The organism is Streptococcus infantis (genome assembly GCF_047464215.1).
Lineage (GTDB): Bacteria > Bacillota > Bacilli > Lactobacillales > Streptococcaceae > Streptococcus > Streptococcus infantis_P.
In genome coordinates this window covers 1-24048 of sequence record NZ_JASHCG010000018.1, presented here as the reverse complement: position 1 = coordinate 24048, position 24048 = coordinate 1, and the positions used below count along the sequence as shown (strand labels likewise).

Genomic DNA, 24048 nt, shown 5'->3' with positions numbered 1-24048 from the left:
TTGTCCTCCTTATTTAATAACAACTGTGTAGTTCGTATTTTCTGTAATGACTTGCTCAGCACGTTTTAAATCCTGAGCATTCTTAAAGGAAATTTGCAGAATCCCGTGAATATCTTCACGGTTTTCCTCATTGATATGGATATTGACCAAGGAAGTTCCTCTTAGCAATTCCAAGATGCGCAAGATAACATCTTCCTCATCGGGAACATCGACATAGAGGTCAAATGAGCTATCTACTCCTCCTCGTTTATGGATTTCCATAGCTTGGCGTTGCTCACGAGCTTGATTGAAAAAGTTCCAGATTTGGTTTTCATCACCCTTGCTGATTGCTTGCTCAATCTCGTCCAAACGTCGCTTAAAATCCTCGATGCGTTCAATAATAGTCTCTCGATTAGATAATAGGATAGAAGTCCACATACCAGGCTCACTTTCGGCAATCCGAGTCATATCCCTAAAACCACCTGCCGCAAAACGTCGTGCCATTTCATGCTCTTCAGCATAACTGGCGGTTTGTTCCATCAATCCTGATGCTAAGATATGCGGAAAATGACTGATCTGAGAAGTCACTCGGTCATGCTCTGTAGCATCGATTTCAATAAAACGAGCGTGCAGACCTGACAGCAAGTCTTTCATTTCGTCAAGCGTATTTGGAGCCGTTAGGCTCGAAGGTGTGAAGATATAGTAGGCATTTTCAAAAAGGTTAACATCGGCAGAAGCTGCTCCTGTCTTATGACTACCTGCCATAGGATGAGCCCCAACAAAGCGAACAGGCTTATCAGCAAAATACTTCTCTGCTGTAGCCACAATAGCTGATTTGGTCGATCCAGCATCAGAAATAATGACACCATCTTTCAAGTCCAAGTTGCCCAATTCCTTAATAAAGGCAATAGTTTGCTTGATTGGCAGGGTAAGAATGATGACGTCTGCAAGTGGAGCAAAACTAGCAAAATCATCCGTCGCTCGGTCAATCATTCCTCTCTCCAAGGCAATATCTCTAGACACTTGACTACGATTGTATCCTAAAATTTCATAATCAGGATGATCCCGCTTGATTCCGAGTGCCATGGAAGCACCAATCAAACCCAGTCCTGCGATATAGATGGTTTTAGCCATAAGAACTCCTTAATAATTCTTTGTATACTCCCGATGTTTAGCAACAGCTTCTTTTAATTCTTCCAGATTATCAGAAGAGAATTTCTCTAGAATTTCCTGGGCCAAAACTGTTGCTACGACTGCTTCCATAACAACACCTGCTGCTGGAAGAGCGGTTGGATCACTTCTCTCCACCGTTGCCTTATAAGGCTCATGGGTTTCAATATCAACGCTCATCAATGGTTTATAGAGAGTTGGAATTGGTTTCATAACCCCACGAACAATAATCGGTTGACCATTGGTCATACCACCTTCGAAACCTCCAAGATTATTGGTCCGACGAGTATAGCCATCTTCTGGTGACCAGAGAATTTCATCCATGACTTGGCTACCCTTGAGATAACCTGCTTTAAAGCCTAGTCCAAACTCCACACCCTTAAAGGCATTGATGGAGACAACTGCTTGAGCTAATCTTGCATCTAGTTTTCGATCCCATTGAACATAAGAACCCAGACCAACCGGAACACCACCGACAACTGTTTCGACAACACCACCGATGGTATCTCCATCACGTTTGATTTGATCAATATAGTCCTTGATTTCCTGCTCACGTTCTTGATTGACGATAGAAACTTCTGACTGGGCAGCTAGTTTTTTTATCTCTGCGACTGTTAAGTTTTCTGGAACATCAATTTCTTTGCCACCAAAAACAACAACATGGTTAGCAATTTCGATATCAAGCTCAGCCAATAGTCGTTTAGCCACAGCCCCAACTGCTACTCGCATAGTCGTTTCACGGGCAGATGAACGTTCCAGGGAATTTCTCAAATCATCAAAGCGGTATTTGATACCTCCTACCAAGTCAGCGTGACCTGGGCGAGGATGAGTGATTTTTCGTTTACTTTTAAGGCGGTCTTCAATGTCCTCGGCAGACATGATATCAAGCCATTTTTGGTGGTCTTTGTTAATGACATCCATGGTAATGGGAGCCCCTGTCGTCTTTCCATGGCGGACACCAGAAGTAAAGACAACCTGATCACTCTCAATCTTCATACGTCCACCACGGCCGTAACCACCTTGACGACGTTTGAGATCCTCATTGATATCATCGGCAGTCAAAGGAAGACCTGCTGGGATTCCTTCAATAATTGCTGTCAGACGAGGACCGTGTGATTCTCCTGCTGTTAAATATCTCATACATTCTCCTTATTTTACCAAGTAATCTTTCATTTCTTCGAGTGAGACGGGGTGAATAGTAGCTGAACCAAGTTCTGGTACCAAGACTAATTTCATAGTGTTACCACGCGCTTTTTTATCATGAGTCAAAGCCTGATAAAGCTTATCAACATCCCAGTTTTCATAATCCACAGGAAGCCCAAATTTCTGACACATTTCTCGGATAGACTGAGTGATTCCAGCTGGCATAAGGCCTTTTTGTTCGGCTACTTTAGAGACCTGAACCATTCCCATCGCTACTGCCTCACCATGCATGACACGTCCATAACCAGCAGTTGCTTCAATAGCATGGCCGATTGTATGACCAAAGTTGAGATATAGACGAATGCCATTGTCCAATTCATCCTCAACTACCATCTTGCGTTTCACCTGGCAAGAATGCTCAATCAAACTTTCTGAATGCTCCCAAATACTATCCACAGAACCATCCATTTCAGATAACAAGTCCCAGAGTTCTGGATCTTCAATTAAGCCATACTTGATGACTTCACCCATTCCTTCAATCAACTCTCTCTTACCTAAGGTTTCAAGAACCGTTGGGTCAATCAAAACACTATCCGGCTGAGCAAAAGTTCCAACCATATTCTTGGCAAAAGGAGTATTCACTCCTGTCTTACCACCGATTGAAGAGTCGACTTGAGCAGTCAAACTGGTCGGAATTTGAACAAAGTGAATACCTCGCATATAGGTAGAGGCTACAAAGCCAGCCAAATCACCAACTACACCACCACCTAAAGCTACGATGCCGTCACTGCGAGTCAAGTCTTGCTTAACTAGAAATTCATAAGCCTTTTGAACTGTGGTTAGATTTTTTCGCTCTTCACCCTCTAGAAAGTCAAAAACTGCCACTTGAAAACCAGCATCCTCTAGGCTCAATTTAACTTTTTCTGCATAGAGAGAAGCTACATGGTTATCGGTAATGATAACGACTTTTTGCGGTTGCCAAAGTTCCCGCAACCATTTTCCTGCTTGAGACAAACATCCTTTTTCAATCTGAATATCATAAGGATGGTGGGGAAGGTCTATTCTGATTTTCATAGCAGTTCTCCTTTTTCTTTATTGATACTTTTGTTTTAGTAATTCCCAGATTTGATCGGTTGGCATCTCCTTGCCGGTCCATAACTGAAAAGCTTCAGCTGCTTGGTAAAGCAACATGCCAAGACCATTGATAGCTTGATTGCTCTGGTTTCTTGCCCAATATAAAAATGGTGTCTCAAAGGGTTGATAAATCACATCAGCTACCAAAAGCTTCTCTGGTAAAAGGACACTTGCTGGGATTGGCAGAGATACTCCATCCATACCCACACTAGTCGCATTTACCAGTAAATCCGAATCAGTTATCCTTGCTTGCAGTTCAGAAACATCTTCTAAAGCAAATAAATCTACTTTAAACCCTGTTTCATTTTGCAGTTTTTCTAAGTAAGGTCTTGTTTTTTCTATTGAAGCCGAACGTACAAAGACAAAAATCTGGTCTACTCCATCCAAGATTGCCTGCGCCAAAATTGCCTTGGCTGCACCGCCTGCTCCTAACAAGACCATTCTTTTCCCAGATATTTTAAAAGAAGGCAAGCTCTTAAAGAATCCCTTGCCATCTGTGTTATATCCAATTAAAGTTCCCTCTCGATTCACCACTGTATTGACAGCACCAATCAAACGAGCTTCTTCACTCAATTGATCCAAATAAGGAATCACCTGTTCCTTGTAGGGCATAGAAAGATTGATTCCAAACATCTGGAAACGACGAATGTTGGCAACTGTTTCTGCCAAGTCAGTTCCTTCTACCTCCCAAGCAAGATAAACCCCATTGGTATTGGTTGCCTCAAAAGCTCTGTTGTGAATGAAGGGTGAAATGGAGTGTTTGATAGGATTGGCGACTACAGCTGCTAAACGTGTGTAGCCATCAATCTTCATTTAGTATCTCCCGAATTTTTTTCATGCTAGAAAGTGAAATCTGTCCTGGAGCACTGGCTTCGTCCAGACTCGCAAAAGACCAGCTAGAACCCGTCACATCTGAAGTGATACGAGAAACCTTACCCATTTTCCCCATAGAAATCGTCACATATTCTTGTTCTGGGTTCAGTGTTTTAAAGCCACGCGTAAAGTTCATAAGGTCCAATACATCTTGTTCTGTATGAGCCATAACAGATACTTTAACCACTTTGGGCGTTAGGCTGGTAAGCTCGGATAAGATTTCCATCATATTCTCTGGAGTTTCTTGGAAATTATGATAACTCAAGACCAGATTTGGAAAATCAAGCATCTCTTCAAAAACATCCTTGTGACCAAAATACTCAAAATCAAGGTATTCAGGTTGATAGAGTTGAGCTACATCCTTGATAATTTGTACATACTCTGCCGAATCCAAATCGATCTCGCCTCCCTCAGCACGAGTACGTAGGGTAAAGAGGAGTTCACGGCCTGCAAATTTTTCAAAAATAGCTGGAGCTACCTGTAAAATAGCTTCCTTTGGTAGGAAGTCGGCACGCCACTCAATGATATCAGCATCGATATACCGCATTGCATCGATTTCTTGCGCCTCTTCTAAACTCTTTGGCATTACTGAAACGACTAATTTCATTTAGTTACCTTCATGCTAATCACCTTAAGGTAATTACTACTTTCATCTTTTTCATTGTAGACAAAGTCTGCTGGAAGTCCATATTTATTAAGAACCTGGTACTTTCTTCCTGCAAATCCTTTATCGATTTGTTCTATAAATTTTTGACGGGAAACATTGGCAGCATTGGTGCTAGCAATGATCGTACCTCCCGGATTTAAAATCTCTAAACTTTGGGAAATCAATTTGTGATAATCCTTAGCTACAGAGAAGGTTTGTTTTTTATTACGAGCAAAGCTAGGCGGATCAAGAACGATGACATCGTAAGACAAGCCCTTACGCTTAGCGTATTTAAAGTATTCAAAGACATCCATAACAATGAAACGATGATTGTCAAGACTGAGTCCATTGGCATGAAAATGAGCTTCTGACAGTTCTCTTGAACGTTTGGCTAGGTCTACAGAGGTTGTTTCACTAGCGCCTCCCATTGCTGCAGCAACTGAGAAAGCTGCTGTGTAGGAAAACATATTAAGCAAGGATTTCCCCATAGCTAAACCATCAACCAAGCTACCACGCACTTCATGTTGGTCCAAGAAGATGCCTGTCATAAGACCGTCATTCATAAAAACTTGATAGAGGACGCCATTCTCAAGAACTGTAAAATTTTCTGGTGCTTCTTGACCATAGATATGGGCAGACTCATAGTCTAGACCTTTAAAACGAATCTTTTCATAGGCACCTAAGACTTCAGGGAAAACCTGAGCAAAGGCTGCTAGGATCTGTTGGCGAAGCCCATAGACATAGGAGTTATACCAGGAGAAAACAACATAATCTCCATAGAGATCCAAAGTCATTCCACCAAAGCCATCGCCTTCTTGATTAAACAAACGAAAGGCAGTTGTCAACTCATCTTGATAGTAAGAAGAACGTTTTTGTTTGGCTTTTTCAAACAAACTTTCAAAGAATTTTTGGTTAAAAGAAAGCTTCTGGTTCGTTACAAACCAACCAATCCCCTTATTTTGACGAGATAAATAGGCCTTGCCCAAAAACTGCTTGTTTTGACTAAATAACTCGACTTCCTGATCAGTTTCAGATAGTTCTGGAAAATCAATTTCCTCCAAAAGTACTAGACCTTGGTTTAGTTTTTTTTCAACACGTCTACTGACGAATACTTTATTCATAAATACTATTATAACAAATTTTGTGACAATTCACAAAATAGAAACCATTTACAGCTTTTATCCCATCACTCTTCATGACAAGAGCAGGATGTACATCTTTCTATAATTCTTTTATAATATTTCAATTTTTGCAGGTCTCTGCCCATTCTTCAAAAATAGACAGAACATTCAAAGAGTTTAATTTTAGCGCAAACGTTTGCGTAGAAACTGACTTTATGCTACAATAATTCTCATCACTGTTAAGTAAGAGGACTATCTATGAAAAATCAAACTCTAATGCAATATTTTGAATGGTATCTACCACACGACGGAAAACATTGGAAACGACTTGCTGATGACGCTGAACACCTAGCAGAATTGGGAATCAGTCATATTTGGATGCCACCTGCTTTCAAGGCAACCAATGAAAAGGATGTCGGTTATGGCGTCTATGATTTATTTGACCTTGGAGAATTTAACCAAAAAGGCACTGTTCGTACCAAATACGGTTTCAAAGAAGACTATCTTCAAGCCATTCAAACACTTAAATCACATGGGATTCGACCTATGGCTGACGTCGTCTTAAACCACAAGGCAGCTGCAGACCGTTTAGAATCCTTCCAGGTTATTGAAGTCGACCCAGAAGATAGAACTGTTGAAATAGGCGAACCTTTTACCATCAATGGTTGGACAAACTTTACTTTTGATGGAAGACAAAACACCTACAATGATTTCCACTGGCACTGGTACCATTTCACTGGGACTGACTATGATGCCAAAAGACGGAAGTCTGGTATTTACCTTATCCAGGGAGATAATAAGGGTTGGGCCAACGAGGAATTAGTCGATAACGAAAATGGTAACTATGACTATCTCATGTATGCTGACTTGGACTTCAAACATCCTGAAGTTATCAAAAACATCTATGATTGGGCTGACTGGTTCATGGAAACGACTGGTGTAGCTGGTTTTCGTCTAGACGCAGTTAAACACATCGACTCCTTCTTTATGGGGAATTTTATCCGTGACATGAAGGAAAAATATGGTCAAGATTTTTATGTTTTTGGTGAATTTTGGAACCCAGACAAAGAAGCTAACCTAGAATACCTTGATAAAATTGAAGAACGCTTCGACTTAGTCGATGTCCGCCTCCATATGAATCTCTTTGAAGCAAGCCAAGCTGGTGCAGACTATGATTTGACAACCATCTTTGAGGATAGTCTAGTACAACTCAATCCAGACAGAGCTGTAACCTTTGTCGAAAACCATGATACTCAACGTGGCCAAGCTCTTGAATCCACTGTTGAAGAATGGTTTAAACCAGCAGCCTACGCCCTCATTCTTTTGCGAGAGCAGGGCCTCCCATGTGTCTTTTACGGAGACTACTACGGTATTTCTGGTCAATATGCTCAGCAAGATTTCAAAGATGTTCTTGACCGTTTGCTAGCTATCCGAAAAGAGTTGGCTTATGGAGAGCAAACCGACTACTTTGATGACCCTAATTGTATCGGTTGGGTCCGTTCAGGAGCTGACAATCAATCACCACTTGCCATCGTAATTTCTAATGCCAAAGCAAACTCTAAAACCATGTTCGTCGGTCAAGAATGGGCTGACCAAACCTTTGTTGATTTACTAGCAAATCATCCTGACCAAGTAACGATTAATGCTGAAGGTTATGGAGATTTCCCAGTTACAGAACGCTCTCTTAGTGTATGGGGACTGGCTAACTAAGTTCTTATAGAAAAATGCCCACAAGCCAGATTTTCTTTCTAGCCTGTAGGCATTTTTTTCTATTATCAATACTTAAATTAGTCTTTCCAAAGATCCATGGCATTTTTAAAATCAGATGAAACTTGAACATTTTGAGGATTAGTCGCTTCTCTCTCCTGACGCTTCGCCTCTACCTGGACTACACTCTTAATGCCTTCATGACGCCAGTTTCGTAAGATAGCTTGGATATACTTCCAATTTGGTTTTCCATTCAAAACGGCCTCACGTAGGGCCTCTTTGATCAGGTCCGCACTGGTCCCGTCTTCTTTCAAACTCTTTTCTAAATCTTCGATTTCAAAAGGACTTAAGAGACGACCTAGCTCTTGTTGGAAGGTTTCCACCAAGTCTTTTAAATCATTTTTAGCAGGTGCCACTTGGCTAGGTTCTTGCTTTTCAAAAAGTTGGTCTAAGCGCTCTAAAGCTAAAGTCGCATCAAAAATCACTTCTATCTCACCATTGAGTTCAATGGTTCGGTATTGAAGTAAGCCTTTTTCTGTCAAGCGCGAAATCGCTTGATTGACTTCAAAGACTTGCTTTCCAATTTTCTCTGCGATTTGACTTGGGGACAATTCCCCTAAAGCTGTTGTATTTTGTAGATAAAAAAATTGCCAAACTAAGAAATCATCGCTTGATGAGAACAGTTGATTGTAGTTTAAGAGCAGAGCACTTGGTAGCACCAAGTTGCCTGATTTGAAAGCATCTAAATATGTCATAATTCCTCTTATAAATATCCAAAATGAGATACATCTTCTTCTGCACTCTTCCACTCAAAAGGCGTTTCTTGGTAAACTGCATAATTTACCCAGTTACTGAAAAAGAGAGCTGCTGAGGAACTCCAACGCATACAAGGAAGTTCATGGATGTCATCGTTTTTGAAATAATTTTCTGGTATATGGGGATCTAAACCAGCATCTAGATCTCTAAAATATTCTTTCGCTAGGGTATCACGATCATACTCTAAATGCCCAAAGCTATAGACTTCTCTCAAATCTCGACTCGCAAGGATAGAGATTCCCACCTCTTTTCCTGATGCTAAAATCTCTAGATTTGTTTTATTCAGGATATCTTCTTTGTGGACTTCTGTATGGCGAGAATGAGGAGATACATATAAATCATCAAATCCTCTCAATAGGAGATGACCTTCTTTCAAAACATCTTGAGGATAAATCCCAGAAAGCTTCTGGTCCATCTGGTATTTATCTACGCCATAGCGATAGTATAGACCCGCCTGTGCCCCCCAGCAAATATACAGGGTTGAAAAGACATGAGTCTTAGACCAATCGATAACCTTAGTAAATTCCTCCCAATAGTCCACTTCTTCAAAAGGGAGATGTTCAACTGGAGCACCTGTAATAATCAAGCCATCAAAATACTGGTCTTGAACTTCTGAGAAGGTCTTATAAAAAGTCTTCATATGCTCAGAACGAGTTGTTTTCGACTGATGACTTTCCATATATAAAAATTCAATATCTAACTGCAAAGGAGTATTGGCTAAATGGCGTAAAAGCTGAGTTTCTGTAACCATTTTCAGTGGCATCAAGTTTAAAATCAGAATTTTCAGTGGTCGAATATCCTGATGAGCCGCCCTCTGGTCATCCATGACGAAAATATTTTCCGTTCGTAAAATCTCAACTGCTGGTAATTTTTTATCAATTCGAATCGGCATAGAAATCTCCTTACTGTATCATATTGGACTCAAGTAAACATGGTATCGTCAACGGGGAAAAATGCTGACGTTTCTCTTTCCCTTTATTATACTGTATGAAGATATAGTTTTCAATTATAGTTTTTCTCTAACTAGATATAGCCTTTTTTTATATCATCATTAAGAGAAAACAGCCCTAGGGACTGTTTTTCATTAATAATGCATCAAAACTTTATAATCGTAATCTCCGATTGCCTCACGACCTTTTAGCTCGTCAAGCTCAATCAAGAAGGCACAACCAGCTACGACACCGCCTAATTTCTCAATCATTTCGATTGTCGCTTTAACAGTACCACCTGTTGCCAAGAGGTCATCTACGATAAGAACACGTTGACCTGGTTTGATAGCATCTGCGTGCATGGTCAAAGTGTCAACACCATATTCTTTTTCGTAGTCAGCTGAAATGACTTCGCGTGGCAATTTCCCTGGTTTACGTACAGGTGCAAAACCAATTCCCAACTCAAAAGCAACTGGACATCCAACGATAAATCCACGCGCTTCTGGCCCTACGATCATATCAATCTTTTTGTCAGTAGCATATTGAACAATTTCACGAACAGCATAGCTGTAGGCATTGCCGTTAGCCATCAAAGGGCTGATATCACGGAATGTAATTCCTTCTTGCGGATAATTTTCAATACTTGCAATGTAATCTTTTAAGTTCATAGCGTTTCTTTCTTTTAAAGTTTTTACTCCCTATTATACCATAATTCCTAGAAAAGCAAAATAGAAAGAAGCCTTGATACTTGGTACAAGACTTCTCATTTTTTCTTCAATTGTTGCTAGCATTCGCTGAATGAAGTACTTACTTCTTTTTGCTTTTAGAGTTTTGGTTTCGTTGACGATTTTGTTCGATGCGCCACTCTCGCTCAAAGTAAGACATGGTTTCAAATACTCTGCGTGGTAAACCGACATCTAGCAAATAGATTGGGATTTTCAAAACATTTGATTGCTTTGCAGTCAAAAATCTACTTCGTAGACGATTCCATAAAGAGTTGGGTTTTATAAAATCCTTGTCATAAAAATGAACTTCAATAGTATAAAAATCCCTTGAACTTCTACCACCCTTGATTCTCATTAGAGAAAATGTTTCTACTTGCCCTCAGGAATAAAACTGCCAATCTTTTTGAGGATATGGCTTATAGGAAAAACCTTGGGCCGTACATTTCAAATACTCTTTATCTGAAAAAAGAAGTCGCAAACGTTCATACAAAATCCATCCAACAATGATGATTAAGAATAAGACAAAGAGTCTTAATGCCACCAATCCCACAGGTGCCTCCTTGGGATAGGTCATCATAAAAGATAGAATCCAAAGAAGAAAAGCTAACTCAAGGAAGCAGAGAAGAATAGTCCAAATGATTTTCTTACTGCTCCATTTGATGATTTTCTCTTCCATTAAGCCAACTCACTTAAATATTCATAGCGTTCATATTTTTCAAGCAAGGCTTCATTCTTCTCATCTAACTCTTTTTGAAGAGTAGCTAGCTTCCCAAAGTCCGAGCCATTGGCCTGCATTTCTTCTTCAATAGCTGCGATGCGATTTTCCAAGGCTTCGATGTCACCTTCAATACTTGCCCACTCTTGCTTTTCTTGGTAGGTCATGCGTTTCTTTTCTTCACGAACTTTGACGACTTTTTCCTTCTCAACCTTTTGAACTTGATTTGTCGCTTCTGCTTCGAAGGCTTTTTCATCTAGGTAGTCGGTATAATGCCCAAAGAAAGGACGAATGCTACCATTCTCAAAAGCAAGAATCTTAGTCGCAACCTTATCAAGGAAATAGCGGTCGTGACTAACTGTTAAGACTGGACCTGCAAAACCTTGTAAGAAATTTTCTAGAACAGTTAAGGTCGCAATATCTAAATCATTTGTCGGCTCGTCCAAGAGAAGCACATTGGGTTTTCCCAAGAGCAATTTGAGGAGATACAGACGTTTCTTCTCTCCACCAGACAGTTTCTCAATCAAGGTACCGTGCGTTGAACGTGGGAAAAGGAACTGTTCTAATAACTCCGCGATAGATGTCGTAGAGCCACTGCTAGTTTTAACCTCTTCTGCTACTTCTTGCAGGTAATTGATAACTCGCTTGCTTTCATCCAGACCTTCGATTTGTTGAGAGAAATAGGCGATGCGAACTGTTTCACCAATAATAACCTCTCCTTCCGTTGGCTCAAGACTTCCCGCAATGAGATTGAGAAGAGTTGACTTACCAACACCATTATCCCCGACGATTCCGATACGGTCTTTTGCTTGAACCAAAAGGTTAAAATGTTGCAGAATCTGTTTGTCATCATAGGCAAAGGAAACATCCTTAAACTCGATGACCTTTTTACCGATACGGCTAGTTTCAAAATTCATGCTCAAGTCTGTTTCAACACTAGTATCAGAAACCTCCTTTTTCAAGTCATGGAATCGATTGATGCGTGCCTGTTGCTTGGTTGCACGAGCCTGCGGTTGGCGTCTCATCCAGGCCAATTCTTGCTTGTAAAGCTGTTCCTTTTTGTGAAGAAGCGCTGCGTCGCGCTCATCCTGTTCAGCCTTGAGACGAACATAGTCTTGGTAATTTCCTTGATATTCGGTCAAACCAGCTCTGTCCAACTCGAAAATTCTCGTTGAAAGCGCATCTAGGAAGTAACGGTCGTGGGTGATAAATAACACTGTTTTCTTGGAATTTTTCAAAAAGAGTGTCAGCCACTCAATGGTGGCAATATCCAAGTGGTTGGTTGGTTCATCTAGTAACAAGAGGTCATGGTTGCCCAGAAGGACTTGCGCCAACTGAATCCTTCTTCGCAAACCACCTGATAGGGCTCCAACGGGAGTTGATAAATCCTGAATTCCCAACTTGCTGAGAACGGTCTTAACCTGACTCTCAATTTCCCAAGCTTGGAGAGAATCCATCTCGGCCATGACACGTTCCAAACGGGCCTGCTTATCCTCACTGTAGTTGAGCATAAGCAATTCATACTCACGGATCAACTGGATTTCTTTCAAATCACTCGATAGAACAGTATCTAAGACAGTTTTGCTATCATCAAAATCTGGGTCCTGAGTCAAATAGCCAATCTTGTAATCATTTTTTGCCGAAAAAGGGCTTACGTCACCATCAAAACCAGAGATTCCCGAAAGGACATCCAAAAGAGTTGTCTTCCCTGTCCCATTGACACCGATAAGACCGATTCGATCCAAGTCATGGATAATAAAGGAAATATCCTTAAAAACGGTCTTGTCACCGACAGATTTACTTAGTTTTTCAACGATAAAATCACTCATTTTTTCTCCCTCAAGTAGGCATGAATAGCTTCCAAGTTATTTTCCAAATCTCCATCTACAATAGCATACTCAATCTCTGCTAAAATTTCTCCCATTTCTGGTCCTGGTTGATAGCCATATTCTTTGATCAAAATCCCACCATTGATTTGAATTTCTTTTTTATCATGGATGGTTAGGCTGTGGTAAGTCTCTTCGATAGCCTGTGGATTGACTTCTTTTCCTTGAGCCTGACGAAGATTTTCAGCCTGTAAAAGCAAATCTAGATCAAAACGGTAACAATCGCGCTTGCTTAGTTCCCCTTCTTCACGAAGTTCTAAGATCGTAAGTAAATCTTGAACTTGCTTAGCGAATTGACGCGAAGTTTTCCAATGTTTCAAAAATTGTTGAGCATCTTCCACTTCTAAAACCCATAAAAGTGCAGCCCAGGCTTGTTCAGAAGATTCAAAAGTAAAATCAGCATCTAAGTCAAATAAAGATTGGAGGTTCTCCTGACTACCAGCCATATCCGGAAGATAATCATAAGCTTTACTTGCAATCATAGAAGACAGACCTACTCGCCAATGAGGAGCTAATAGAAGTTTATCAAATTCAACAAAAGTACGTTCCACAGAAATTTTCTCTAATAGTGGTGTCAGATCTTTCATAGCTTCAAAGGTTTCTTGCTCAAGCTCAAAGCCAAGACTGGCCTGAAAACGGAAACCACGCATAATCCGCAAAGCATCTTCATTGAAACGCTCACTAGCTACACCAACTGCTCGTAAAACTTGATTATCTAGATCTCTCAAACCATCGAACAAATCAATGATTTTTCCCATCTCATCCAAGGCAAAGGCATTGACTGTGAAATCACGGCGTTTGAGGTCCTCTTCTAACGAACGAACAAAAGAAACTGAACTTGGTCTACGGTAGTCTACATAGACATCCTCAGTTCTAAAAGTGGTTACTTCGTACTCTTCATCTCCGTCTAAAACCAAAACTGTTCCGTGCTCAATGCCAATGTCAGCTGTCCGTGGAAAAATCTGCTTGGTCTCTTCTGGATAAGATGAAGTCGCAATATCCACATCATGGATGGGACGATTGAGTAGGGCATCCCTAACAGAGCCTCCAACAAAATAGGCTTCAAAGCCTGCTTCTTTAATTTTTTCTAATACTGGTAAAGCCTTCTGAAATTCAGAAGGCATTTGTGTTAATCTCATAATAAGTGTTCTAATCCATAGACAAGCTCATGACGCTTGACAACTTCTTTGATTCCCAAATTCACCCCTGTCATGAAGGAGCTACGATCATAGGAGTCATGACGTAGAGTCAATCCTTCTCCCTGATTTCCAAATATAACTTCCTGATGAGCTACCAAACCTGGCAAACGGACTGAGTGGATTCGCATACCATCAAAGTTGGCTCCACGTGCCCCTGAAATGAGTTCTTCCTCATCACTAGCACCTTGTTGGATAGACTCACGAACTTCTGTCATCAATTCCGCTGTTTTGATAGCTGTTCCGCTCGGAGCATCTTTTTTCTTGTCATGGTGAAGCTCAATAATCTCTACATTTGGGAAGTATTTTGCAGCTTGTGCCGCAAATTGCATGAGCAAGACAGCACCCAAAGCAAAGTTGGGAGCAATCAAGCCACCCAAGTCTTGTGAACGAGAAAAATCTTTTAATTCTTCGATTTCCTGACTAGTAAAGCCTGTTGTACCAACCACTGGAGCAAAGCCATTTTCAAGAGCAAAACGTGTATTCTCATAGGCAACAGCTGGCGTTGTAAAGTCAACCCATACATCTGCCTCAAAACCTGCCAAGTCATTCTTATCATTGAAAACAGGAACTCCTTGCCATTGGGTCTCAGACTCGAAAGGATCTACAACTGCTACTAGTTCAAGTTCAGGATCAGACAAAACCATTTGACAAGCAGATTGGCCCATTCTTCCCTTAAAACCAGCAATAATTACTCGAATACTCATCTCAATCTCTACTCCTGTTTAAGATACAAAGGACGTTAGCTGCCCATGAAAAATAGGGAATGGCGCTGAGTTTCCACGAAAGGCAAGACAGGCATCTTTTTTCAAGAGGCAGGTAGTCCGTGTTCAATTTCTAAGATACAAAGCCTGTAAGAACACAAAGTGAAAATAGGAGGTCTGAGCAAGGAGTATCTACTCCTTGGAAGAACTATCTTTTTCACACTGGGTTCCAGACGTGTTGAATTTCAAGATACAAAGGACCTTAGTTGCCCCTAAAAAATAGTCTAGATTATGGGTGTATAGCCCAAAGCAATACTTCCTTCTCCCAGGTGAGTCCCAATAACACTACCGAAGGTTGCAATTGAAACATCTGTAGCCACTCCACCATCAATCAAAAGTTGACGTAAATCTGCTGCTTTTTGAGGAGCATTCCCGTGAATGACAGTAATCTGGTAATTCCCAATAGCTGTTGCTTCTTTAACAATTTCAACCAAGCGTTTGGTAGCCTTTTTCTCTGTACGAACCTTTTCATATACTTCTATCACACCTTGGTCATTGAAGTATAGGATTGGCTTGATACTAAGGAGATTCCCTAAAATGGCCGCACCATTTGAAAGACGTCCCCCCTTAACTAGATGGTCAAGATCATCCACCATAATAAAGGCTGAGGTATTTTCAATCTGTTCAGTTACTTTATCTAAGATAGACTCGAAACCATCTCCCTGTTCTACCCATTTAAAGACACTTTCAGCCATATAGCCTAAAGGAGCACTTGTAATTCGAGTATCTGGAAAAGCAATGGTCAAACCTTCAAACTCATCCTTCATGTATTGGATATTTTGGTAAAACCCTGAAATTCCAGAAGATAGGAAAAGACCCAAGGCATGTGTATAGCCTTTAGCTTTTAATGATGATAAAATTTCATCTAACTTGGCAATACTTGGTTGGCTCGTTTTTGGCAATTCGCTTGCTGAAGCCATTTTTTCATAAAATTCTTGAGCGGTTAGATTTACACCTTCAACATACTCCTGTCCATCGATATTCACAGGAATGTCTAGCACAAATAAATCTTCTTTCCGCAAGGTTTCCGCTTGTAGAAAAGCAGACGAGTCTGTTATGACCGCTAATTTCATTTCTTAAAACTCCAAATTAATTCCCGGTATATCAAGGGCAATTTCTGTTACTTCATAAGTCAAACGATTAAGCATATCCAAACATGGACGAGCTAGTGTCTCAACCTCTTCTTGGCTGAAATCACTTGGTTGATCGATAATACGACCTTCAACATGATTGACTTGAGAAATCGTTCCACTAATGACAAATCGATCAAAGACAATCATAAAGCTCAAAACAACTACCAAAGAAGTAACTTGATTATCTTGATCATGCTGAAGCAACTGGAAGTTTACATCAACCTTAGTTTCAGGTGCTCCATTTTCATTTTCCCATTCAAAGTTACGCGCATCAAAGTGATACTGGCTGACAAATTCTTGTTCACGTTTTAAATTCATTTTCATCTCCATTAGTACAATATAGTTGCCATTGTACCATATTTTTTTATTTTCTGCTAGAGTTACTAAATACCAATCTCAGTTTTAACAACTTCAGCAATAGTGTCTACATAGTAGTCTACTTCCTCAGTAGTAGGTGCTTCTGCCATGACACGCAAGAGTGGCTCCGTTCCACTTGGGCGAACGAGGATGCGACCATTACCTGCCATTTCTGCTTCCATCTTCTCAATAATAGCCTTGATAGCTGGCACTTCCATGGCTTTTTCTTTCATGGCATTTTCCACACGAATATTGACTAATTTTTGTGGGTAAATGGTCACTTCTGAGGCCAATTGAGACAAACTCTTACCTGTTTCTTGCATGATTTTCGTCAATTGCACAGCTGATAGTTGCCCATCACCAGTAGTATTATAGTCCATCAAGATAATGTGACCTGACTGCTCACCACCGAGATTGTAGCCAGATTTTCTCATTTCTTCAACGACATAGCGGTCTCCAACAGCAGTAACTGCTTTATTGATTCCTTCACGATCCAAGGCCTTATGGAAACCAAGGTTGGACATAACTGTTGTCACAATCGTATTTTGAGCCAACTGACCTTTTTCAGAAAGGTATTTACCAATAATGTACATAATCTTGTCACCATCGACAATTTCGCCATTTTCATCAACTGCAATCAAACGGTCGCTATCACCATCAAAGGCTAAACCAATGGCAGATTGACTTTCTTTTACAAGTTCTTGCAAAGCTTCTGGATGAGTTGAACCAACGTTCAAGTTGATGTTCAAACCATCTGGAGTTTCTCCAATGACTGTTAATTGAGCACCTAGGTCTGCAAAAATTTGACGAGCACTTGTTGCAGCTGCTCCGTTAGCAGTGTCCAAGGCAACCTTCATCCCTTCAAGAGGAGTTCCAGTTGAAACGAGGTAGGCTTCATATTTACGCAAACCTTCTGGGTAGTCTACAACCGTACCTAAGCCCTCTGCACTTGGACGTGGAAGAGTATCTTCACTTGCATCAAGCAAGGCTTCGATTTCTGCTTCTTTGTCATCGTCTAATTTAAAGCCGTCACCACCAAAGAATTTAATTCCGTTATCAAGGGCTGGGTTATGACTTGCTGAAATCATAACACCTGCGCTTGCACCTTCAGTTTTAACAAGATAAGCTACTGCTGGTGTTGCAAGAACACCTAGTTTATAAACGTGAATTCCGACTGAAAGGAGACCAGCAATCAAAGCCGCTTCTAGCATTTGACCTGAGATACGAGTGTCACGTCCTACAAAAACTTTTGGTGCTTCAGTCGTATGTTGACTGAGAACATAACCTCCAAAACGTCCCAATTTAAAAGCTAATTCTGGCGTAAGTTCTACGTTTGCTTCTCCACGGACTCCATCCGTTCCAAAATATTTACCCATTTTTTTATCCTTTTCTATTGTTTTATTAATCTTTTTTTGAAGAGTCTGACTTGGTTTCAGAACTAGTTGAAGACGAACTGCCCAAAGATGAGCTTGTCGTTGCTGAGCTAGAACTACTTGCTGATCGAGCTTGTTTCGTTGTTATCTTCATGGTTGTTTCATACGGTGTAATCACCGTTGGTAAAACTGTTCCATTCTTATCAATAGCTTGTAGAGGAACTGAACCCGTATAATTTCCTGTAATTTTTTCACTAGTTGGTAAAACAGCCACAATCTTATCAATCTTGGATAAGGTATCAGCATCACTAGTAACCGAAACGCGTTCATCTGAAACAGTCACACTATCGATGAGAATTCGTTCATCAACCTTACCAGAGTCAATCTGTGGAGTGACTGGTAAATTATCCCTTGTTGCTTTCTTCCCAATTTTAACGGTGATTTTCTGCGGTGTTGCTAGGGCTGTTAAACCGCTCGGTAGATTCTCAATGGTCAAGGGAACCTCAACGGTTCCTTCTGTCGCTTGTGTTAAATCTGCAGTAACCTTAAATTTACGAGTGCTTTCTTGCATCTCACTAGCCAAGGTTACTCGATTGGATCCAGTCAAAAATACTGTAACTTCTGAACTAAAACCGCTAATAAAATACTGCTCACTATCGTACTGAATATCAATCGGTACATTTACGACCGTATTGGTATAGGTTTCTGTTCGAGCCGGTCTTGCATTATTATTATTTTGATAATTTATAGAGGTAGCGTAGATAAATAAAACGCAAGCAAAGAGGAGTGAAGAGATGATATATAAACTATTTTTTTTCATTCTTCCATCCTCCTAATATACGCTCTGTTAAGCTTGGCTCTTGTGAATTTTCCGGAATCAGTATACGACGTAGTTCTTCCTCAAACTCCTCCATCGTTAAATCATGCTTAAAGACACCATTATAGGTAATGGAAATACCTCCAGTTTCCTCTGATACCACAAAAGTGAGAGCATCAGAAACCTCAGATAAACCAATGGCTGCACGGTGTCGCGTTCCAAACTCCTTAGAAATACCAGTGTCTTCAGTAAGTGGAAGATAAGCAGATGTTACAGCTATTCGATCACCTTTTATAATGACTGCACCATCATGTAAAGGTGTGTTTGGAATGAAGATATTGATTAAGAGTTCTGCAGAAATCTTAGCATCTAAAGGAATCCCCGTGGAAATATATTCCTGCAAGGTTCTGACACGCTGAACTGATACAAGTGCTCCAATTTTTCGCGGGCTCATATATTCAACTGCTTTAACAAAGGCCTGAATCATCTGTTCTTCTGAGCTCATTGGTGTACTTGAAAAGAAATCAGTCGCACGTCCTAATCGCTCTAAACCTGTCCGAATTTCTGGAGAGAAAATAACAACCGCTGCGATAACACCGTAAGTAATCAATTGATTGATCAACCAGGAAATAGTTGTTAAGCCTAGGGTATTTGCTGCTATCTGAGCTAAGATAAACACTAAAACACCTCGAACCAGGATCATAATCTTGGTTCCTGCAATTGATTTTGTAAATTGGTATAAGATATAGGCAACGATAAGAATATCAATCACATTTATCAGAATACTCCAAGGACTGGAAAACAAACTAGACCAGTATTGAAGATTAGATAATTGCTGAAAATTCATTCTAGGCCTCCTCTCCATAAAAAAGCTACTCTTTATTATATCATTTTCTATGAAAATTTTCTTCCCCCTACTTCATTTTAAATTGGTAGAAAATATGATAAAATTAAATGATAGAAATGAATTAAGGAGAAACCATGTCTGAACTATATGATATTACCATTGTAGGAGGTGGACCTGTCGGTCTTTTCGCAGCCTTTTATGCTCACCTTCGTCAAGCCAAAGTACAAATCATTGATTCTCTTCCTCAACTAGGTGGTCAACCTGCCATCCTATATCCTGAAAAACAAATTCTCGATGTTCCAGGTTTTCCAAACCTCACAGGGGAAGAATTGACTAACCGCCTTTTGGAACAACTTGAAGGGTTTGAGACACCTGTTCACCTCAATGAAACTGTTCTTGAGATTGAAAAAGAGGATGGTGTTTTTAAGATTACAACTAATAAGGGAAATCATACTTCTAAAACCGTTATTATTGCTATGGGTGGTGGTGCTTTTAAACCACGTCCACTCGAATTAGAAGGTGTTGAAGGCTATGACAATATCCACTACCACGTTTCTAACATTCAACAATATGCTGGTCAGAAGGTAACCATTCTGGGTGGTGGTGACTCAGCCGTTGACTGGGCTTTAGCTTTTGAAAAGATTGCTCCAACTACACTTGTTCACCGTCGCGATAACTTCCGTGCACTTGAGCATAGCGTCCGAGCCTTGCAAGAGTCTTCTGTGACTATCAAAACACCATTTGTGCCGAGTCAACTTCTTGGAGATGGAAAAACTTTAGACAAGCTTGAAATTACAAAAGTTAAATTCGATGAGACTGAAAGCATTGAATTGGACCACCTCTTTGTCAACTATGGCTTTAAATCTTCTGTAGGTAATCTTAAAAAATGGGGATTAGAACTGAACCGCCACAAGATTATCGTCAATAGCAAGCAAGAGTCAAGCCAAGCTGGAATTTACGCTATCGGTGACTGCTGCTACTACGAAGGTAAGATTGACTTGATTGCGACAGGTCTTGGGGAAGCACCAACTGCTGTCAACAATGCCATTAACTACATTGACCCAGAACAAAAAGTTCAACCAAAACACTCAACAAGTTTATAATGTCAAACTTTCAATTTTATTAAAAAATCAAGTAAAATTTCATGATAAAACGCATAATAACAAGTATCTAAAGATCTTGCGATTATGCGTTTTTGTGATTTTAAAGACTTTTCCACTAACCTCATTTATTTGCTTTTTTTAGAAAGTTTAATACTTATTGATTAATTTTTTAATATTTCCCTTATTCCGACATATTAAGACTAACAAACTCTGTGCACCGTATGAGTAATACTAGATAATATTCTATCCTAGTGTAATTTGTGGTGAAACTTCGAAGTTAACATTTACAAATTGATGTTAAATACAGTTATGAACATGTTATAAAGTTTGATGTTAGTGGCTGTTAGATTAATTATTACATAAGTTAAATGTTAAACTGGCTTATTTATTATTCTGTATCGGTAATCTAAATTTAACTTCAGCACCACAACAATCTTCTCTATTTTTCAAGATTACTGATCCACCATGTAATTTAATTATTTGTTCAGTAATAAATAGTCCAATACCATAATTGGTTGCAGAATGCCTGCTATAATCTCCACGATAGAACTGTTCTTTTGCGTGAATTAAATCGATATCAGAAAAACCTTTTCCGTTATCTAATACTGATATTTCTAAAAATTTATCTACAGTTTTTATATTCAATTCCAATGTAACTATTCCATTATTATTTTCAATTGAATTCGTTAAGACATTTTGTAAAGCTCTCTCTAAGAGTTTCATGTCTACACTCATTATACCATCTTCAACTACTACATTAGTTTTTAGATTGTTAGAATTAATTGACATTAATTCTTTAGAAACTGTTACCAATTGTTCTGATACAGCTTTTACTACCAACAATTGCGGCTGATATTCAGTGGCATTAGAATTCTTATTCATGATTAGAAGTGTTTTTATATATTCAGATATTCTATTGCTGTTCCTCAATATATAATCTATATAAATACTCTGGTCCGCTGTTACAGATGTATTTTTAAGCAACTCAGCATTTCCTTGAACAATAGATACTGGGGTTTTCAAGTCATGTATCAAGGCAGAAATCTGTTTTTGCTTATTTTCTTCCTGTATCCACTCTTTGATTAATGATTCTTGCAAAGCATTTCTCATTTTCTCCAAGCTAAATAGAACTTCATTAAATTCTTTGACTCTTGAATAATGCAGTTCAAAATCTAAAGTTTGTTCTGATATTTTTTCGGAAGCGGCTAATATAGGTGAAAGCTGTTTTACAAGATATTTAGCCCATACTATTGTAACAATCAATGTATTTAGTAAACTAACTAAAATAAGAATACTGACATACACTGTATTGACATTAGGAAAATATTTTGCCATGAAGTTATTTGTAAAATAGGGTTTTACTGAATATTGAATAATACAATAACCGTCATTTCGTAAAATTTCTATATAGCTATAAGATGGGGTATTATATACTTTCTCATTATTATAGTATCGAATTGCTCTATCTTCTTCATCTTTACTCATTGAACTAGAAATGATATTTCCATCCTTTGAAATTAATAGATATGAAGCATTATCTGGTATAAGATTTTTATCAAAAGTCTCTGTATTGGCTATCGCATTCTTCCTCTCATAAATTTGATTTTCTGTGTAATCGGCAGGTAAAATAAATCCTAATGAATACATGGTGGTGAACATCAGAATTACTAAACCAACTGAAAGAAACAGTACAATTCCTACACTTATTAGATATTCTAAAAATATTATTTTTAGCGATTGCCCTTTTAATTTTATTCCCATTTATATCCAATCCCCCATACAGTTACAACTGGAGATACACCTTCCTTCTGTAATTTTGCGCGAATATTCTTTATATGTTCTGAAATAGCTGAAGAATTACCTATTCCATCATATCCAAATATCATCTCATAAATCTGTTCTCTTGAAAATACTTGCCCACGCCTACGAGCTAGAAGTTCACAAATTCGATACTCAGATTTTGTAAAAGGAATTTTCTTATCATTCACATAAATTATATTTGCTGATAAATCAAATCTAATTTCTCCAAGATTTAAACTTAAATGTCTCTCTCGGTTTTCTCGACGTAAATGGGCATCAACTCTCGCAATTAATTCATTTACTCCAAAAGGTTTTAGAATGTAATCATCAGCTCCTGTTGATAAACCCGAAACAATGTCACTTTCCAAAGATTTTGCAGTTAAAAATAAGATGGGACAGTCTACTCTATCTCTAATAGATTTACAATAAGATATACCATCTATCTTTGGCATCATTATATCTAATAAAATTAAATCATACTCTGTTAATTTAGAAATAGGTACTTCTGTTGGATTCTGAAAAATATCTACATGATATAATTTTTGCGTTAAAATATTTTTGATTAAGATCAAAAGATCCATTTCATCATCTATAGCTAATATTTTCACCATCCTATTACCACCTTCATTTCTATTCCATATTAGTTCTGCCGTTCCATTTATTAAACCAAATCAAACTTACAAATAAAATTACAACTATCATTGGTGTTGCAACTAAAGACCATTTAAAAAATTCATAATAAAATAAGTTTTCACCAGATATTTTATCTACAAAGTAAAGACCACAAAGTCTTGAAGACCAAGAACTTGGTATGTAATACCAAATCTTATCCCCCATACTTGTAACAGCAAGCAGAGCTATCAATGTTTCAAAGAAACCAAGACCAATAGAGGCACCACTCCCAAATCTGAGGCTAATAACCAGATGTATTAAATATAACGGAACAACTCCGATAATCATTAAGACTAATTCCAATATCAAATCATAAAATTCTTGATAATTAAAAAACATCAAAAAACTACTTTGGAGTAAAACAAGTGATAGAGATGCACACAACAATAAGGATAATAACTTACCAATATACATACTAGTTCTTGATTGCGAACCAGTTAACATTATCTGAAAACAACCTGCTTCTGCTTCCATTTCTATTACCTTTGCAGTAATAAAACCAATAATAATCGGGAACAATGCACCTAACGTAATCAAATAATTTAATGTGACATCCTCAATTGAATACCTACTTAGGCTCGTAAATTTAAAACCAGCATATATCATAATCACAAATAGTATTGGGAGAAACAGATATAACCAGGGTAACCAAGTATGTTTTATCTTATATAGTTCAGACTTTAAAATATTTATCACTATCCCACCTCCTGTTTTGCAAACCAAATAGATGATAAGTAAGATAATAGAAGAAATAACAGAATTGAGAAGATACATGGAAGCAAAATTGATGTGTTTAACATCATATTTCCTGCATCTGCTGGTAGTCCATTTGGCATAATTTTCAGCATTGGAACCATAGCTCTTATACTCCAACTATATGGGGAAAACAACCAATAATCTCCAGCAGAAAACATAATTCCAAGTACAACACCTAGTAAACCATTTATCATAAGACTAGTAGAAAAACCAAACTTTTTCGCTAATAGTAGGCAAAATGGAATTTGCCATATGCTTGATATAGTTATTTAGTTTTAAAAAAGCACTCTAATGATTCAAAGATATTGGGGACTTCCCTTAATAAATCTGTCACTTTCTTTTTCAAGATAGCCCAAGCCTGCTCAATAGGATTCAAATCTGGTGAA

General features: G+C 38.8%; 23 protein-coding genes. 2 read left to right on the top strand and 21 right to left on the bottom strand.

Annotated elements, in window-relative coordinates:
• Window positions 1-9 precede the first annotated feature (9 nt).
• From QM469_RS09315 to QM469_RS09290, 6 genes are read right to left on the bottom strand one after another with little or no spacing between them, the layout of a single operon-like run.
• Entirely contained in the window at window positions 10-1113 is a 1104-nt protein-coding gene (locus QM469_RS09315; protein WP_414276649.1) for a prephenate dehydrogenase, read from the bottom strand.
• 9 nt (window positions 1114-1122) lie between these two features.
• Complete coding sequence (gene aroC, locus QM469_RS09310) at window positions 1123-2289, bottom strand: chorismate synthase (RefSeq protein ID WP_414276648.1); 1167 nt, start codon at window positions 2287-2289, stop codon at window positions 1123-1125.
• A 9-nt stretch (window positions 2290-2298) separates the two neighbouring features.
• A complete protein-coding gene (gene aroB / locus QM469_RS09305; protein ID WP_414276647.1) occupies window positions 2299-3366 on the bottom strand; it encodes a 3-dehydroquinate synthase in 1068 nt (355 codons plus the stop codon).
• Between the two features lie 18 nt (window positions 3367-3384).
• Window positions 3385-4239: a shikimate dehydrogenase gene (locus QM469_RS09300; protein ID WP_414276646.1), complete on the bottom strand. Its 855-nt coding sequence runs from the start codon at window positions 4237-4239 to the stop codon at window positions 3385-3387.
• The gene (gene aroD / locus QM469_RS09295; protein ID WP_414276645.1) at window positions 4229-4906 is read right to left on the bottom strand and encodes a type I 3-dehydroquinate dehydratase; all 678 of its coding nucleotides are present in this window, start codon (window positions 4904-4906) and stop codon (window positions 4229-4231) included. Before aroD ends, QM469_RS09300 begins: the two co-directional genes overlap by 11 nt.
• Entirely contained in the window at window positions 4903-6066 is a 1164-nt protein-coding gene (locus tag QM469_RS09290) for a class I SAM-dependent rRNA methyltransferase (protein ID WP_414276644.1), read from the bottom strand. The genes aroD and QM469_RS09290 overlap by 4 nt, the downstream gene beginning before the upstream one ends.
• 258 nt (window positions 6067-6324) lie before the next feature.
• Between QM469_RS09290 and QM469_RS09285 the strand changes: the two genes are divergently transcribed.
• A complete protein-coding gene (locus QM469_RS09285; protein ID WP_414276643.1) occupies window positions 6325-7776 on the top strand; it encodes an alpha-amylase in 1452 nt (483 codons plus the stop codon).
• Between the two features lie 77 nt (window positions 7777-7853).
• On the opposite strand, the gene QM469_RS09280 is transcribed toward QM469_RS09285, so the two are convergent.
• The 12 genes from QM469_RS09280 to cdaA all read right to left on the bottom strand — a co-directional run bounded on the left by QM469_RS09280 (window position 7854) and on the right by cdaA (window position 19331).
• Entirely contained in the window at window positions 7854-8528 is a 675-nt protein-coding gene (locus QM469_RS09280) for a DnaD domain-containing protein (protein ID WP_414276642.1), read from the bottom strand.
• Window positions 8529-8536: 8 nt separating this feature from the next.
• Complete coding sequence (gene metA, locus QM469_RS09275; protein ID WP_414276641.1) at window positions 8537-9481, bottom strand: homoserine O-acetyltransferase MetA; 945 nt, start codon at window positions 9479-9481, stop codon at window positions 8537-8539.
• Window positions 9482-9673: 192 nt separating this feature from the next.
• Window positions 9674-10186: an adenine phosphoribosyltransferase gene (locus tag QM469_RS09270; RefSeq protein ID WP_001049312.1), complete on the bottom strand. Its 513-nt coding sequence runs from the start codon at window positions 10184-10186 to the stop codon at window positions 9674-9676.
• A 436-nt stretch (window positions 10187-10622) separates the two neighbouring features.
• Window positions 10623-10919: a hypothetical protein gene (locus QM469_RS09265; RefSeq protein WP_414276640.1), complete on the bottom strand. Its 297-nt coding sequence runs from the start codon at window positions 10917-10919 to the stop codon at window positions 10623-10625.
• Window positions 10919-12787, bottom strand: a complete 1869-nt coding sequence (locus tag QM469_RS09260; RefSeq protein ID WP_414276639.1) for an ABC-F family ATP-binding cassette domain-containing protein — start codon at window positions 12785-12787, stop codon at window positions 10919-10921. Before QM469_RS09260 ends, QM469_RS09265 begins: the two co-directional genes overlap by 1 nt.
• Window positions 12784-13983 (bottom strand): CCA tRNA nucleotidyltransferase, encoded by a 1200-nt coding sequence (locus tag QM469_RS09255; RefSeq protein ID WP_414276638.1) that lies wholly within the window; start codon window positions 13981-13983, stop codon window positions 12784-12786. The genes QM469_RS09260 and QM469_RS09255 overlap by 4 nt, the downstream gene beginning before the upstream one ends.
• Window positions 13980-14747, bottom strand: a complete 768-nt coding sequence (dapB, locus tag QM469_RS09250; protein ID WP_414276637.1) for a 4-hydroxy-tetrahydrodipicolinate reductase — start codon at window positions 14745-14747, stop codon at window positions 13980-13982. The genes QM469_RS09255 and dapB overlap by 4 nt, the downstream gene beginning before the upstream one ends.
• A 281-nt stretch (window positions 14748-15028) precedes the next feature.
• Complete coding sequence (locus tag QM469_RS09245) at window positions 15029-15877, bottom strand: DegV family protein (protein ID WP_075232110.1); 849 nt, start codon at window positions 15875-15877, stop codon at window positions 15029-15031.
• A gap of 3 nt (window positions 15878-15880) precedes the next feature.
• Window positions 15881-16255, bottom strand: a complete 375-nt coding sequence (locus QM469_RS09240) for a DUF1149 family protein (RefSeq protein WP_075232111.1) — start codon at window positions 16253-16255, stop codon at window positions 15881-15883.
• 65 nt (window positions 16256-16320) lie between these two features.
• Complete coding sequence (gene glmM / locus QM469_RS09235; protein WP_371607501.1) at window positions 16321-17670, bottom strand: phosphoglucosamine mutase; 1350 nt, start codon at window positions 17668-17670, stop codon at window positions 16321-16323.
• A gap of 25 nt (window positions 17671-17695) precedes the next feature.
• Entirely contained in the window at window positions 17696-18487 is a 792-nt protein-coding gene (locus QM469_RS09230) for a YbbR-like domain-containing protein (RefSeq protein WP_371607502.1), read from the bottom strand.
• A complete protein-coding gene (gene cdaA, locus QM469_RS09225) occupies window positions 18474-19331 on the bottom strand; it encodes a diadenylate cyclase CdaA (protein ID WP_045763531.1) in 858 nt (285 codons plus the stop codon). The genes QM469_RS09230 and cdaA overlap by 14 nt, the downstream gene beginning before the upstream one ends.
• A 134-nt stretch (window positions 19332-19465) precedes the next feature.
• Here cdaA and QM469_RS09220 point away from each other — a divergent pair, with 134 nt between their 5' ends.
• Window positions 19466-20434: an NAD(P)/FAD-dependent oxidoreductase gene (locus QM469_RS09220; RefSeq protein WP_414276636.1), complete on the top strand. Its 969-nt coding sequence runs from the start codon at window positions 19466-19468 to the stop codon at window positions 20432-20434.
• A gap of 381 nt (window positions 20435-20815) precedes the next feature.
• Here QM469_RS09220 and QM469_RS09215 read toward each other — a convergent pair whose 3' ends face one another.
• The 3 genes from QM469_RS09215 to QM469_RS09205 are packed head-to-tail and all read right to left on the bottom strand — an operon-like array spanning window position 20816 to window position 23602.
• Entirely contained in the window at window positions 20816-22195 is a 1380-nt protein-coding gene (locus QM469_RS09215) for a sensor histidine kinase (protein ID WP_414276635.1), read from the bottom strand.
• Window positions 22186-22845 (bottom strand): response regulator transcription factor, encoded by a 660-nt coding sequence (locus QM469_RS09210; protein WP_075229881.1) that lies wholly within the window; start codon window positions 22843-22845, stop codon window positions 22186-22188. The genes QM469_RS09215 and QM469_RS09210 overlap by 10 nt, the downstream gene beginning before the upstream one ends.
• A gap of 19 nt (window positions 22846-22864) precedes the next feature.
• Window positions 22865-23602: a lantibiotic immunity ABC transporter MutG family permease subunit gene (locus tag QM469_RS09205; RefSeq protein WP_194251825.1), complete on the bottom strand. Its 738-nt coding sequence runs from the start codon at window positions 23600-23602 to the stop codon at window positions 22865-22867.
• Window positions 23603-24048 lie beyond the last annotated feature (446 nt).